Source organism: Anaerolineales bacterium, assembly GCA_037382465.1.
Classification (GTDB): domain Bacteria; phylum Chloroflexota; class Anaerolineae; order Anaerolineales; family E44-bin32; genus WVZH01.
In genome coordinates, this window is sequence record JARRPX010000093.1 from 1 (window position 1) to 14,927 (window position 14,927).

A 14,927-nucleotide genomic window follows, 5' to 3' on the forward strand; every position below is an offset into this window, starting at 1 on the left:
CGAAAACCGCAGCGCCCAGCTTCGTGATTCCTCTATCGATTCATTCCAGCGTCGCGACGTCGAACCCGTACGTGCTGAGATGATCCAGGATGATCTGGCGGGCCTCTTCTTCGCTCGGTAATTGAGAGGATGGACAGGGACTTGTGTGCCCCGGCACGAGACGCTCGGTGAATTGATTGCGATCCAATTCCAGTGTGTACATCCCCTGGCAGATGACCAGTTGAATGGTTCCGAATTGCTCGAAAGTGGACGATGTGCGATCGGAGTCGATCTCGCACCACCAATCGGGCGGCTCGCATTGTATGGCTATCACGCCGGCGCTGATGATCGGACGCAGCGGAGACAGCCCGGAACCGATAAGGGATTGGCCGGACATCCAGGAGGGCTTCTCCATTCCCAAATAATCCAGGATCGTCGGGGCGATGTCGAGATTCTGGGTGTTTTCTGCAATCCTTCCGGCGAAGTCGCCGTTGGGGAAATGGAAAAGCAGTGGAATGCGGTCATCCGTACGCCAGGCGTTGGCGTGATCCGAGTACACGATCAGGATGGTTTGATCCATCAACCCATCGCTCTCGAGTACGCGCATGATTCTGCCGATATAGGCGTCGTATTCCAGCACAGCGTCATCGAAGAATTCAGGCACCCAATCGTCGTGTTGCGTCATGCCGGCCGAAAACGTATGCCTTTTTGGATAAAACTTGGGTCCATGGGTGTCCATGAGATGCACGTGCACGAAGAGCGGTGTGTCGGTCGAGCGCAGCAGCGTTACCAGTTGGTCGACGCGCTGCAGATCGCTGATCTTAAGCTGCGTGTTCGGATCGACGGCCTGGATGACTTCGCGGTAAGGATCGTGCATCTGGCGGATGAAGAAGACGTGCAGGATTCGATCGCTGATGCGCTCCCATAAAAGCGGTAGAAAATAACCGAGGTCCTCGAGATGATACTGGCGGGCCAAATTGGCGGTTTCGCTTTTTCCCAGCGAGCGACTGTTGACGATGTCGAAGCCCTCCTGCATGTTCACATCGTATGCGTCCAGGTAGTAGGGGAAACCAATTTGGACCGTGGTGTATCCGGCGCGCTGCAGGATTCCCGGCAGATGTTGGACGGCGTCTTCTCCCTGCAGGATGTTGGGGGAGTAGAGCAGGCGGGTGTCGGCGGGGTATTTGCCGGTGAGCATGGAGACCACGGATCCGGTGCTGTGGGCGGCATTTGTGAAGTTGTTTTCCGCCAGGAGGCCGGTTTCTGCCAGCTTGATCAGGTTGGGCGTCGTATCGCTTTCGTATCCATAGAGCGACATGTTGGCCGCGATCGTTCCGTCGCCGCCGAGGAGGATGATGTGCGGCGTTCGTTCCAATCGGGCAGTCTTTCCACCGAGACCGTGCGTGGCTGCGGCGACTCGGGTGGTGCAAACGATGCTGGAAACGACGAGGATTAGGACCGCAGCGCTGCATTGAACGCCCTGCCACGCACTCATTCGGATCGACCCAGCAGGATTCTTTCCAGGGGATTCGGCTTTGCCCTGTGGGTGGATACTGCGGATGACCTGCAGGTACCAAAACGCGAGGATCAGCAATATCAAGACTGCATAGCCGGCTCGCAACCAACTCCGGGAGGTCACGATGCCGAAGTGGAGGACGGTGTTGGTGAAATTGTCGATCAGCAGCAGGGTCAAGACAGCTCCGACGATGGCCGGAATTGCAGCTCCCAGTCGGAGGAACACTTCTCTTCGTTTGAGGAAGCCGGGAATTAAACCGAGCAGACGCAGCAGGATCAGCAAGGGCAGCACGATCAGCGTCGCTGCCAGGCCGACCAGCAACCACAATCCCAGTTTCATGGATAACGAGAAGGCGTCCATGAACGACTGCTGCGTGGCAAAGAACAGCCACTCCATGAAAGCATATGCGAACGCAAACAAGATCGTTCGTGTAAAAAGCAGCCGCCAGGAAAATCGTCGATCCGTTTCACTCATCGTCGATGCCTTTTTTGAAGATCCGGATATCGAGCTGATCATTTTGTGGGATCGATTGTACATCGATTTATCGATCGTATCCGACCCAAGCCGAACAACCCCTCTGCCGGACCTTCGTTACGCAAACCGGGATCGCGGGCGGGAGGATGAGTTGTGGGCAGGAATCGAGTTTTCCGTATGTAGAGAATTACGGAAGTGTATAATTCAGGCCGTTGGGTCAGGAGACGAATACCGGTGCGGACTCGTTTAGTCAACAGCCATTCCCTTTTCACTTTTCTGAAAAACCTGCGCGGTAATCCGCGCGCCTGCATCTACACCGAACCTATGTGGGGGATTCCTTTTAATCTTTACACCCCCTATGTTTCGATTTACATGCTGGCCATCGGGTTGTCGGAGCGTGAGATTGGATTGACGCTCAGCGTCGGCGGCGGTTTCCAGATCGCTTTCGCGTTGTTCAGCGGTGCGATCACGGATAAACTTGGTCGCCGCCGCACGACCTTGATCGCCGACATTCTCTGCTGGTCGATTCCTGCCTTGATCTCGGCGTTGGCGCAGAATGTCTGGTACTTCCTGGCGGCGGTCTCGTTCAACGGCATCTGGCGTATTTCGCAGAATTCCTGGACCTGTCTTCTGGTGGAAGACGCCAAACCGTCTCAACTGGTGGATATTTACACCTGGATCTACATCGCCAACATATGGGTGGGATTTATCACGCCGGTTACGGGTGTGCTGATTGGCATCTTCAAGCTCGTGCCGACCATGCGAGGACTGTACGTTTTTGCGGCTGTCATGTTTACGCTGAAGGCTGTGATCACGTATTGGTTTACCGACGAGACCGCCCAGGGGAAAGTCCGTCTACAGGAAACTCGCCAGCAGAGTATGTTCTACATCCTGCGCGGATACAGGGGTGTTTTCTCCGAGCTGCTGCGTACGCCGTCGACGTTGTACACCGCCGGGATCATGTTCGTGCTGAGCGTTGCCACGCTCATCAACGGAAACTTCTGGGCCATCATCGTAACCGAGAAGCTGCTTATTCCGGCCGAATACATCGCCATTTTCACCTTTATCAAATCCGGCATCATGTTGCTGTTCTTCTTCTTCGTGATGCCGCGTCTCAATAAACTGCATTTCCAATTGCCCATGACAGTAGGTTTTATCGTCTATGTCATTAGCCAGGTAGTGCTGATTTCAGCTCCCGTACACGGATATCTCGCCCTGGTGTTTAGTGTGATCCTCGAGGCTTGCTGTGTCGCGGCGGTAAATCCGCTCGTCGATCAGTTGGCGGTATTGGCCATTCGCGCAGAAGAACGCGCTCGCATCCAGGCGATTTTGCAGGTGGGCATCATCCTCTTCACATCGCCGTTCGGCTGGATCGCGGGTACGCTATCGGAATTGAACAAGAATCTGCCCTTCGTAATCAACCTCGTCCTGTTTGGTGTGGGTGCGGTATTGGCGTACGTCGTCGGGAGGCGGATGAAGCCCACGTCCGAACCGGGAGCCGTTTCACCTGCGGTTTAGCTCGTGATACACTTGAAGTCCGAGATTCGTACTCAGGTCTGCGGGTGAAAAACAACGCGATCTCCACTTCCTGCGGTAATTGAAAGGATATCTCGTATGGACGATCAAGCTGCGAAACGGAGCCGGGAATATTTGGAGTCCGGGTATTGGTGTGCCGAGAGTGTTCTTCTGGCGGTGGCGGAAGCGAAGGGTATCCAATCCGATTTAGTTCCCAGGATCGCCACGGGTTTCTGCAGCGGCATGGCGAGGACGTGCGGGCAGTGCGGCGCCCTCAGCGGCGGGATCATGAGCATCGGCATGGTGTTCGGCAGGACTTCTCCCGGCAGCCCGGTAAACGAAACATATTCACGAGTGAAAGCATTACGCCAGGATTTCGAGGCGAAATTTGGATCGACCGGCTGCACCGAACTCCTTGGGCTGGACTTGGGCACGGAAGAGGGACTGCAGGTGTTTCATGAAAACAACCTGCGTGAAAAGTGCCTGGAATATACGCAAGAGACCGTACGCATGGTCATGAAGCTGCTGGCAGATCCTGGTCCGGGCTAGCATATCGGCAGCCCGGGAACGAAGATAGCGGGGTTCGCTTGTCTACGAATTTCCAGGCAATCGTCTTCAATGTACCGGCAGACCAGGCGCCAACCATGTTGGCGCGGCATCTGCGTAACTACCTCGTCGCGGAGCAAATCATCGAAGCGAAGCCGTCGCATTGTACCCCGGGCACCCGGGGAAGGAGCTACGCGCCCGCGCCCGGGTACACTGCTGCAGTGGATGTTCCCCATCCGCATCTATTTTCCCTGGCCACCAACGGCGTCGAGATTGCGCTGGGGCGTATCGTAGAAATCGACCCCCAGGGCAGTTTCAAAGCGACCTGTCCCAAGTGTGGGAACACATTTGCTCCGGGCGAAGATATGTACGATGCGTTATCGAGTTGGTACGAGGGGGACGATGATGTTCGCGTGATTTGTCCGCAGTGCCTCGCGGAAACCCGCCTGGTCGATTGGCCGATCAGGCCGTCTTGGGGTTTCGGCAACCTGGTTCTCAAATTCTGGAACTGGCCCATACTCCGTCCGCAGTTCATCCAGGAACTTGCCTCGATCGCCGGGCTTCAGCCCACGGTGGTTACGGGAAACTTGTAGGTTTTAGAGATGGCCCTTTTCACACGAAAACTCAGGATAACGATCCTGCTTGCATTGGGGATTGCTGCTTGTACACCACCGCAAACAGCGACGGATACTATGGGGGGAAGATCCGCTGAGTTGTCTGTAACGCTGGTTCTGGTCAACGGTTCACTGATCGACGGTAGTGGAGGCGAACCCATATCTGATGCTGTTGTCGTGATCGACGCCGAACGCATCGTCGCTGTGGGAGCGCGTTCGCAGATTGAGATACCCAAAGATGCGCCAATCATCGACGTTGCTGGGGCGGCCATCCTTCCGGGTTTTATCAATACACATGTACATAGCGCGTACGATGAAGATAAACTCGCAGCCTGGGCGCAAGATGGTGTGACCACAGTGCGGGATTTGGGGAACGATAGCGATCCGCAGATCCTGAATGCGTTCCGCAACAGCGCATCTCAGGACCCTCGCTTTGCGCGCCTTGTCGCCGCCGGGCCGCTCTTAACGACGATAGGCGGATATGGAACCCGTCAAGTAGGCTCGGTGGCGGAAGCCCGAGACGCTGTGTCGGAGCTTTTAAACGCCGGTGTAGACTTGATCAAAGTCGGCATCGAGGACAATCTACAAGGTCGCACGTGGCCAATGCTTTCGGTGGAAGAGATTACGGCGATCGTAGAACGTGCGCATTCCGGAAACGTCCCGGTTTCGGCGCACGTCAGCCGCAGCGATCACGTGGAAATAGCGCTCCAGGCAGGTGTCGATGACGTCGCGCACATGGTCGTGGATGAGATCTCGGACGATCTGGTCGAGCGCATGATTGCTGCGTATATCTACTGGGTGCCGACCCTGGAATTGTGGGCCTGTGTCGACGATCTGCACCCTGTACACTACGGCGATCAAGCCGTACAGAATCTCACTCGTTTCTCCCAGGCCGGTGGACTGATTGCGTTGGGGACGGATTGCACCGGTTACCGTTGTGTATTCGATCTGGGCATGCCAATGACGGAGATCGAGCTCATGCGGCAGGCCGGTATGACGCCAATGGAGATCATCGTCGCCGCCACGAAGAACGCCGCGCACGTATGCAATCTGGATTCAGACTTGGGGACGCTGGAAGCAGGCAAGATCGCCGATATCCTGGTGGTGGATGGGAATCCGCTCGAGGATCTCTCCGTGCTGCAGAACATAAGCATGGTGATACACAACGGGGTTATTATTCGCGAATGATTTCAGAGTATAGAATGGGGGTTATTACTTTGGTCGACTAGGTGTAAGATGGAGAGATTGAAAATCATCATCAGCCTGAAGGGACTTCCAAATGCGACTGCAAAAACTACGATGCCTGGTTGTAACGATCGGTGTTCTCGTTGTCCTGTTGTCTGGGTGCAAATCGACGACGAAAGAATCTCACGCTGCTACAGCGGTTCCGGCTTCCGATACACCGGCTCCGGAAGTCCTCCCGACAGATACTTCTGCGCCCGCTTCCGCTGGAGATAGCAACGCTAAGGCAGACCTGATCTTCCTAAATGGCACGATCCTGACAATGGAAGACGGATTTCCGACGGCCTCTGCGATCGCCATTCAGGGTGAGCGCATCCTCGCGGTTGGAGAGGACGATGCCGTCCTGGCTATGGCAGACGATGACACACAACTGATCGATCTGCAGGGACTAACGCTCCTGCCGGGATTTGCCGACGGCCATTCGCATATTTTCAAGGTTCCGGAGGGGATGACCCTGGATGAGGTCCAGGACCTCGTCCTGAGTTACGGTTTCACGTCGGTGAACGAGATGTCCAGCGTGGGCCATCTCGAGCAGCTGATGCAAGCCGAAGCCGACGATCAACTGCGGCTGCGGATCAACGTTTTTGTCAGCTACAACAATTCCTACCTGGATGAAAATGGAAACATGACCCTCGTGAAATATTGGTATCCCGAGCATGGACCTATCCTCGACTCGGATCGTATGCTGCGCGTCCCGGGAATCAAGATATTCGTAGACGGTGCAGGAACACCGGGGCGCGGCTGTCCGGCCATGCGTGAGCCCTATTCCGAACTTTCAACTTCAGCGGACTGGTTTCGACAAACATGCGGCAGCGAGTACGGTGACCTGTATTGGACGCAGGAGGATCTCAATAAGGTTGTCGCTGATGCACAGGAGGCAGGATATCGGGTTTCGTTTCACGCCATGGGGGATTTGGGGATTGAAACCGCGCTCGATGCCATCGCCTTCGCTTTGGATGGCCAATCAAACTTGTTGATCCGTCATCAAATCCAACACAGCAGTTACTTGATGCCGGATTTGATGGAACGCTATGTAGCAGAAGATATCCTCTCTTCCGTACGCGGCTACTTCAACACCTGCGACCAGGATACGTACGAGAACCATGTGGCCGCCAATCGCTACGATCTGCCCGGTTTGGGTATACACGCATTTTTGGAGACGGACGCTCGCTGGGTCCATGATGTGAATGACCCCACCTGGTCATCCACACTCAATGCGATGGTGCAGCTTTACGGTCTGGTCACCCATCAGCAATTGCGTGCGGACGGGACGGCTTGCACGCCGGATCCCTGGATCGCCGAGCACGTCATCAGTGTCGATCAGGCTTTGAAGATGATGACCTATGAGCCAATCTTTGCAGTTTCCCAGGAAGATGTCCTGGGAACGCTGAGCCCCGGTAAGTATGCGGACCTGGTCATTCTCTCCGCTGATCCCCATCTCGTCGATCCGGATGATCTGAAAGACATCGAAGTCTGGATGACGATGGTGGCCGGACAGGTACAATATTGCAAGCCCGGGCGCGACAATCTCTGTCCCGATCTCGGAAGTTCGGGCTTGCCGGCGAGCGAACCTGAAGGATCTTCGACTGAAAGCCCACTCGAGCCGGTGATCATCAGGCTGTTCAAGGAAGAAGAGCATCTGCCGGCCGGCACGCCGATCGCATTGACCATCGGCTGGGTAAGTGATACCAAAGCGCAGACGGAAGATTTCTTGGCTTCAGTCAGCATGGCGGGCACCCTGGACGGGGAGCCGCTGACAGGCCTGGACGACTATTGGGGGGAAATTGGAATATTCGAAGGCAGTTATGGAGTCGAGAACGAGGATTACATCTCGAATTGGCTGTACCCCTTGGGTGTTCTCGATCCGGGCACGCATGTTGTCGAAATCACAGGAACTGCGGCATGGCCAGTCACGGATGGCGCCGATTTGAATGAAGATGGAATCCTGGATGAATACTCAGGCGAATTCTGGCACTTCACCGTAAAGATAGTCGTTGGAGAGTGAGGAAGGTTTGTGCTTAATCGTGGCAAGGATCGTCCCGGTATTAGATCTACGAAGTAAATACTACCTTCAAGGCGACAAATATGAGTGACAACCACAACAAGATCAATTCGATCGTGCGGCGGGAGCGAGCGGAGGAGTATCTGTTCTTCTCGCTCGTCGCCTTCGCCGGTACGGTGATTTTCACCCGGGCCTTCCTCCACCTGACCGGGTTTCCGCAGCTTGGCAACGACATCCTGCACATCGCCCACGCGCTATGGGGTGGATTGTTTTTGTTCGTCGCTGTGCTGCTTCCGCTGACCATGGCCAATCGCTGGGCGTTGCAAACCAGTGCGATCCTGAGTGGAATCGGTATCGGCCTTTTCATCGACGAGGTCGGGAAATTCATCACCCAGAACAACGATTACTTCTACCCGCCGGCCGCATCGTTGATCTATGGCTTTTTCCTGCTTTGCGTCTTCGTGTTTGTGCTCTTTCGCCGATCGCATCACGCCGACCCGCGGCAAGCCATGTACAACGTGTTGGATGGTTTTCAGGATATTCTGGACGGCGACCTGGATGAGGCGGAAGCGGATCGCATCGAAGGTCAGGCGCGGCCGAGCCTCTTGAAACGGATCGTCCGCTGGACGGATTCGATCGGCCAGCGCTTGGGTCGCCGCGTGCACCGCACGATCGTGGCGTCGGTATTGATTCTGTGGCTGCTGGCCGTGATCGGCTACATCGTGGTGCTGGTGCACAGCGGAACGAACCTGAATCCGCAGGTGCTGCGTTGGCGCGACGCACTGATCGGCATTCAAAGCGCGGTAGGTGTCCTCATGTTGATCGCCGTCATCGCCTGGTTTTCCCGCAATGAAGAAACCGGTCTGCGGTTTGCCATTTTAGGTTTTCTGTTGTCTCTCGTAGCCTTGCAGATGTACTACTTTTACATCAGCCAGTTTTCCGCAACCGTCACCACGCTGGTTCAATTTGGGTTCCTGCAGACGCTGACGACGTACCGGCGTTGGTATTTTTAGGCTCCAAATAGAAAGGCAGATACTTTCTCATGGAAACGGTATTTAGGATTATCTTCTTCACACTTTTTATTGCCTTGTTGGCCATACGCGGCTATTTCGGCTGGAAAGCCCGGCAGGCAGGGCATTGTAGTTGGTTTGCCGACGAGCAGGCCGCGGAGCGGGAGGGTTGGTTGAGCATGATTTTACGCCCGATCATCTTCCTGGGATTGCTGGTGTTGATCGTGGTTTATGCGCTGGACGGCGCAGAGTCGAGTTGGCTGACTGTTTCCCTGCCCAACTGGCTGCGTTGGTTGGGCGTCGGGCTGGGGGTGGTGAGTATCCCCCTGATGGTGTGGGTGCACGATACCCTGCGCGAGTTCTGGTCGACCACGCTGCAAATCCAGGATGAGCACAAATTGGTTACGGAAGGACCGTATCACTGGGTGCGGCATCCGATGTACACAACGCTTTTGATGTTGTTCGTCGGCCTTTCGCTGATCTCTGCCGTCTGGCCGTTTCTCGTCCTTGCGGTCATCATGGTGCCTTTTTTCAACCGCATTGCCGGCAAGGAAGAAACGATGATGATCGAACAATTTTGCGATGCATATCGCAGCTACATGCAGCGAACCGGGCGCTTCTTGCCGCGATTCCGGTAGAATCCGCATTCGCAGAAACAATGAGCTTCCTACGCAAACAATTGGCTGAGTGAATGCAGCTCGGTACGGAAACCATGACGCCTAAACATCAGTTCCTGAATTTTCATTTGGCATTCTTTCCACGGATCGAATAAGTCCAATCGAAAGGTTCTTCCAGCGGGCTCAAGCATGACGGCTATACCTTCGATCTCGGCCCCTCGCTGTTTACCGCACCAGAGATTGTACGAAATTTGTTTTCCTACGCCGGTATGCGCATGGAGGATTACCTGGATCTCATCCTGCTCGATCCCTTCTACCGCATCTACTTCCACGACGGCAGTCACCTGGATTACAGCGGAGACGGCGATCGAATGCGGGAGCAGATGTCGCGCTTCGACCCGCACGATTCGCGCAAATATGAGAAATTCATCGCCCACTCGGGCGCAATCTATCGCTTTATCATCGAGCAGGGTTATGGCTCTCGCCCATTTGATAGTTGGGTGACGATGCTCAAATTCATTCCGCAGGCTCTGAAATTGCAGGCGTTTCTTCCGGCGTATTATCTATCGACCCGCTACCTCTTTCTCGGCGGCAACCCCTTCAATACACCGGCGGTCTATCAGATGATTCCTTATCTTGAAAAAACGGAGAAGGTCTGGTATTCGCGCGGCGGAATGTACAGTCTGGTCGAAGCGCTGGCGGCTGTGTTCCAGAGTCTGGGAGGGAAAATAAGTACCGGGAGTGAAGTCCTGCGCATCCTCGTCAAAGCGCGCCGTGCTTGTGGTGTAGAAACTAGTCGGAAGACCATAAACGCAGACGCAGTGGTTTCCAACGTCGATCTCCAGCACACCTATGGACGCTTGCTGGCGCCCGAGGACCGCCGCAAGTGGAGTGACCGGCGTCTTCGCCGCGTGCGTTATGGCATGAGCGCCTTTTTAATCTATCTGGGTGTCAAGAAGAGATTTCCCCAATTGCTGCACCATACCCTCATTCTCTCCAAACGCTACAGGAGCCTGGTGAGGGATATTTTCGATCGTCGTGTCCTTCCCGATGATTTTTCGATGTACCTGCATGTCCCTTCACGAACCGAAACGGCCATGGCGCCCCCGGGATGCGATTCGATGTATGTGCTCGTTCCGGTGACCAACCTCTCCGGAAAGGTGGATTGGCAGGTGGAAGCTGAGCCCTATGCCCAACGCGTGCTGAAATTTCTGGAGCACGATTTTGGCCTGGCGGGATTGCAGGAAGCCATCGAAGTGAAGAAGGTCTTCACGCCGCTGGACTTTGCCCGGCAGCGTCGTAGTCCAGACTTCCATATTTCGACCGCAAAATCGCAGCGAGGATTTGGAAGGGTTGTATCTGGTGGGCGCCAGTACCCATCCTGGTGCCGGTGTGCCGGGTGTACTGCTTACCGCCGAAGCGACAGAGTCGGTGATCCTGCAGGATTTACCGCCTTCCGTTTGAGCATGCAATGGAATCCGTAGGACGAATCGAAGCCGTCAACAGGATTAAAGGTGATCGTTAGAATCCGCATTCTTATCCTCTACGCTGTGCTCGTTATTGGCGGCGTTATCCACATTCTTGGGCGTTACGCCACGACGATGCTGCAGATAGCCGGTTGGATGCTGATTGCGTTGGCCATCTGGCTGGCCGTGGAATTCATCTGGTGGTTGAAATCGAAGCCGGAAAGCCGCACAGGGCATCGAGACGAGCAACCACATTTTTTGGTGTGGAGTCTTACTGTGGTTGTGTTAACCTGGTCTTTGGAGTGGTTGGGGGTTCACACAGGAGTCATCTTCGGGGATTATCAGTATCATCCCGTGCTGCGTCCCCAATTCGCGGGCGTGCCGCTTGCCATTGGGTTTTCCTGGCTGACCCTGCTGCTTTCGGCTGCGGCGTTGGAACGGCGCCTGCCATTTCGACCGCACGCTGATGCTGCCTTCATTCGCTCGCTGCGTATCGCCGTTTTGCTGCTCGTTTTCGATCTCGTGATGGAACCGGGCGCAGTGAATCTGGGATACTGGCGCTGGCAGGGCGGTGTCGTGCCCTGGAAAAACTATCTAACCTGGTTCGGGATTGGATGGGCGCTGGCTTTTGTCACGCTGCGGTTGGATTTGTGGCGAAGATCGTTCCCAAAAATCGCGCCCCATTTCTATCTGGCGCAAATGGTTTACTTCAGTTTGGTGATTCTAGCAGCGTAGGCAATAGATACTCAAAGGTCGAAAAGAAACCAAAATGCCCTCCCGAAAATCCGGAGGGCATTAATTCTCACGCCGATCGAACCGTCAGGCGAGCACCGGCTCGCGCCCCAGGATTCGGTCGATCTCCTTCATCTGATCCGGGGTCAACGGACCGAACTGCATCGCGCCCGCGTTTTCCTGCACCTGATCGACGGTCTTGAATCCGGGGATGGGCACCGTGCGCTCGCTGGCACCCCAGATCCAGGCCAGCGCGCCCTGCGCCAGAGTCCTGCCGCCGCTGGTCAGGATTTCGTGTATCGCCGCCAGGCGTTTCAACCATTCCGGATTGGGCTTGCCGTCTTTGATTCCTTCGAACCATTCGACCTCGTGGCGAACGTCGTCCTTGCTGAAGGTCGTCTTGGGGGTGAACTTGCCGGTCAGGATGCCCATGCCCAGCGGACCGCGGTTCAGGCTGGCGAGGTTCAAATCGTCACAAGCACGCAGCAGTTCCAGGTTGCCGTCGAAGACGTTCAACTGCTGCTGAACGACGCTGCAGTTGGGTCCTTTGGCGAAGCGCTGTACGGCGTCGAGGCGGTCGGTGCTCCAGCCATAGGTGCGGATTTTCCCCTCGCGCACCAAAGTCTCCAATCCATCTCGTACGGCGTCGGATAATTCCAGATCGTAGCCCCAGACGTGCAGTTGGTAGACGTCGATCACGTCGGTATCGAGCCGCCTCAAGCTGGCTTCGCAGTCCGCCCGCAGGTGGCTGGCGATGTCGCCGTGTTCCTCGTCCCCATCGTAGGGTTGGACGGTTTTGTTTTCTTCATCGACGACGTAGCCGAATTTCGTAGCGATGACGGCTCGGTCGCGCTTTCCCTGCAGCGCCTCCCCCAGGATGTGCTCGCTGTGTCCGGCTCCGTAATTGGCAGCAGTATCGAACAGCGTGGCGCCGGCGTCCAGGGCGGCGTGGATGGCGCGGATCGATTCTTCGTCGTCGATCTGACCCCAGCCGGCAGTGTTGCCGATGAATTTCCAGGGCCCGCCGATCGCCCAGCAGCCCATGCCGACGGCGGAGACCTCGATTCCCGATTTTCCTAAGGTGCGTTTCATGCTTCCTCCTCGATCATGTTGGAATACCAATCGATCTTGTGGTGAATGACTTCCAGGTCGTTCTGCAGCGCTTGAATCTCCCGCAGCACGCATTCGCGGTGCTTCTTCAGCATGGCCACCCGCGCCTGGATGGTGTGCTCTCCGGCCTGGGTCAGGGTGGTGAATTCGAGCATCTGCGCCACCGGCATACCGGTGCTGCGCAGGCATTTGAGGAAGTCGATCCAACCCAGGTTCGCATCGTTGTAGCGGCGGTGCCCGTTGGTGGCGCGCTCCACCGGTGGGATCAAGCCGATCTTCTCGTAATAGCGCAGGGTGTGTTCGCTCAATCCGGTGTGGGTGGCTGTCTGTTGAATGGTCAGATTGGTATCCATAGTGACCTAATCATACAACTTGGAGGGTACTCTAAGTCAAGGGCGATTCAACCAAAATTATCATCTAGAAATAATCGCAGCGGTTGTGTTGGAAATACTGTTTCGACCACAAATGAAATGTTGATTCACTATGTTTTATCGCGTCCAACCTTTCTCTTCACACCATTTCCCACGTATAATCAAGAACCGTAGCATAGTAGGGAATCAGGATGGCTAAAATGGATAAAGGGAGATCTCCAACCACGACTCTACTCCGCCGCATCGCACGCATTTTTAGCGCGGCGCTGATAGCCTTCACGCTCGTGATGGTCGTCGGCCATCTGGTTACGCCCGATCCGTATGAAGTGGGCTACGATCCCATCGAGAACATCCTGCCGCTGACCATGTGCCTGAGCGTGTTTGCATTGGCCATCGCCTGGCGCTGGGAAGGGGTTGGGGGCGCGCTGAGTCTGGCACTTTTCGTTCTCGTCATCATCCTGGATCGGATCATCCGCGGCAGCCTTCTCCCACTCAACGCGCTGTTGGTTTTTCTTCCCCTGCCGGTCACCGCGCTGCTTTTCAGATCGGAAGAATACATGGTGATCGGCAGCGGTTTTGCGTTCGCCGCCGCCCTTCAACCCGGTCCCTTGCAGGCCTATCTGCTCTCCAGCGTCGTGCGGCGTGGTTGGCGCACGACGCTTCCCGCCTCGTTTGCGCCGCTGATCAGCGACGGGCCGATCGTCGTAATTGTGCTGCTTCTTCTTTCTCGAGTCCCCGAATCGTTTCAAATCGTCATGCGCGCTGCGGGCGGGCTGCTTCTGATCTATCTCGCCTGGGCGAGTTATCGGCAGTCCGGCATCTCGCAGGAAGCGGAGCAAAGCGTATCGGCGCCGAGAACGCTGTTCCAGGCGGTGCTGGTCAATCTGCTCAACCCCAACCCGTACCTTGGCTGGAGCCTGGTATTGGGCCCCGCAGTCATGGATGCCTGGCGGCACGAACGGGCGTACGCCATAACCCTGATCGCAGCCTTTTATGGCACCATGGTCGTCGCGCTTGCAGGGACGATTTTCCTCTTCGGGAGGGCGAACGTTCTCGGACCTCGCGTACGCCGCAGTCTGATATTGCTCTCCACCGGCATACTCGCCGCCTTGGGCGTCTATCAACTCGTGCTTAGTCTATTGGACATCGTGGCCGCAGCCTGATTTCCCCATCGCTTGAATCCTGTCCCGGAAGTGTACGAAAATGCTGGCGTTCAGCGAGCGCTCCTGGTCTGATGACGAACTTGTGGCCAGAAGCGCAGCTTTTATCGATTCTCATCTCGCCACGATGAAAAGCCAATCGTGCATCTTCTAGCGATAGATCGTCACGTGTTGGAAGATGGAGAGACGATCTTGCTTTGGCAAGGGCCAGATAGCCCGGTATACATACTTTTAGACGGGTACGGTCCGGCGCTTGCTGATCGTTAGCAGCTAAATATGGAGGGGATCATGGAACGCAAACGAAGATTCTGGACGTTCTTTACAGTCGTGCTCATCCTGATTCTGACAGGATGCGCTAGTGCAGCGACTCAAGGATACGATACATACGGTTCGTTCGCAGACTCCGCCTCCTGGTGGGCGGAGTACGCAGAGCCCGAGGAAGCAGTGGCGCCGTTGGCTCCGGAAGCGCCGCCCTTGGAGGAAGTCCCGGAGTCCGAGGCCGCTTCGGGCGGCGCTTCCGACATGGCGCTGCTCGATTTCGGGCAGCGCTCCAGCCGCATGATCATCAAAAAC

The 14,927-nt window shown here is 55.8% G+C and carries 13 protein-coding genes and 1 pseudogene; 11 read left to right on the forward strand and 3 right to left on the reverse strand.

Annotated elements, in window-relative coordinates:
• Window positions 1-40: 40 nt before the first annotated feature.
• A complete protein-coding gene (locus P8Z34_16255; protein MEJ2552226.1) occupies window positions 41-1,969 on the reverse strand; it encodes a sulfatase-like hydrolase/transferase in 1,929 nt (642 codons plus the stop codon).
• Window positions 1,970-2,203: 234 nt separating this feature from the next.
• Here P8Z34_16255 and P8Z34_16260 point away from each other — a divergent pair, with 234 nt between their 5' ends.
• The 9 genes and pseudogenes from P8Z34_16260 (at window position 2,204) to P8Z34_16300 (ending at window position 11,716) form a co-directional block, all read left to right on the forward strand.
• Window positions 2,204-3,487: an MFS transporter gene (locus tag P8Z34_16260; protein MEJ2552227.1), complete on the forward strand. Its 1,284-nt coding sequence runs from the start codon at window positions 2,204-2,206 to the stop codon at window positions 3,485-3,487.
• A gap of 96 nt (window positions 3,488-3,583) precedes the next feature.
• Complete coding sequence (locus tag P8Z34_16265) at window positions 3,584-4,033, forward strand: C-GCAxxG-C-C family protein (GenBank protein ID MEJ2552228.1); 450 nt, start codon at window positions 3,584-3,586, stop codon at window positions 4,031-4,033.
• A 38-nt stretch (window positions 4,034-4,071) separates the two neighbouring features.
• Window positions 4,072-4,623: a hypothetical protein gene (locus P8Z34_16270; protein ID MEJ2552229.1), complete on the forward strand. Its 552-nt coding sequence runs from the start codon at window positions 4,072-4,074 to the stop codon at window positions 4,621-4,623.
• A 120-nt stretch (window positions 4,624-4,743) separates the two neighbouring features.
• Entirely contained in the window at window positions 4,744-5,832 is a 1,089-nt protein-coding gene (locus tag P8Z34_16275; GenBank protein MEJ2552230.1) for an amidohydrolase family protein, read from the forward strand.
• 316 nt (window positions 5,833-6,148) lie between these two features.
• Window positions 6,149-7,891: an amidohydrolase family protein gene (locus P8Z34_16280; protein ID MEJ2552231.1), complete on the forward strand. Its 1,743-nt coding sequence runs from the start codon at window positions 6,149-6,151 to the stop codon at window positions 7,889-7,891.
• A gap of 80 nt (window positions 7,892-7,971) precedes the next feature.
• Window positions 7,972-8,901: a hypothetical protein gene (locus P8Z34_16285; GenBank protein ID MEJ2552232.1), complete on the forward strand. Its 930-nt coding sequence runs from the start codon at window positions 7,972-7,974 to the stop codon at window positions 8,899-8,901.
• A gap of 29 nt (window positions 8,902-8,930) precedes the next feature.
• Window positions 8,931-9,536 (forward strand): isoprenylcysteine carboxylmethyltransferase family protein, encoded by a 606-nt coding sequence (locus P8Z34_16290; protein MEJ2552233.1) that lies wholly within the window; start codon window positions 8,931-8,933, stop codon window positions 9,534-9,536.
• 164 nt (window positions 9,537-9,700) lie between these two features.
• A pseudogene (crtI, locus tag P8Z34_16295) lies at window positions 9,701-10,999 on the forward strand (phytoene desaturase family protein).
• A 30-nt stretch (window positions 11,000-11,029) separates the two neighbouring features.
• Window positions 11,030-11,716 carry a carotenoid biosynthesis protein gene (locus P8Z34_16300; protein ID MEJ2552234.1) on the forward strand — a complete coding sequence of 229 codons (687 nt, stop codon included), beginning with the start codon at window positions 11,030-11,032 and terminating at the stop codon, window positions 11,714-11,716.
• An 84-nt stretch (window positions 11,717-11,800) separates the two neighbouring features.
• Here the strand turns inward: P8Z34_16300 and P8Z34_16305 are convergent, their stop codons facing one another.
• Window positions 11,801-12,805 carry an aldo/keto reductase gene (locus tag P8Z34_16305; protein ID MEJ2552235.1) on the reverse strand — a complete coding sequence of 335 codons (1,005 nt, stop codon included), beginning with the start codon at window positions 12,803-12,805 and terminating at the stop codon, window positions 11,801-11,803.
• Window positions 12,802-13,176, reverse strand: a complete 375-nt coding sequence (locus P8Z34_16310) for a MerR family transcriptional regulator (GenBank protein MEJ2552236.1) — start codon at window positions 13,174-13,176, stop codon at window positions 12,802-12,804. The genes P8Z34_16305 and P8Z34_16310 overlap by 4 nt, the downstream gene beginning before the upstream one ends.
• A 218-nt stretch (window positions 13,177-13,394) precedes the next feature.
• Between P8Z34_16310 and P8Z34_16315 the strand changes: the two genes are divergently transcribed.
• Both P8Z34_16315 and P8Z34_16320 read left to right on the forward strand, forming a co-directional pair.
• The gene (locus tag P8Z34_16315) at window positions 13,395-14,357 is read left to right on the forward strand and encodes a LysE family transporter (GenBank protein ID MEJ2552237.1); all 963 of its coding nucleotides are present in this window, start codon (window positions 13,395-13,397) and stop codon (window positions 14,355-14,357) included.
• A 285-nt stretch (window positions 14,358-14,642) separates the two neighbouring features.
• Window positions 14,643-14,927, forward strand: a 285-nt coding sequence (locus P8Z34_16320; GenBank protein MEJ2552238.1) for a hypothetical protein, incomplete at its 3' end; no start/stop codon positions are given.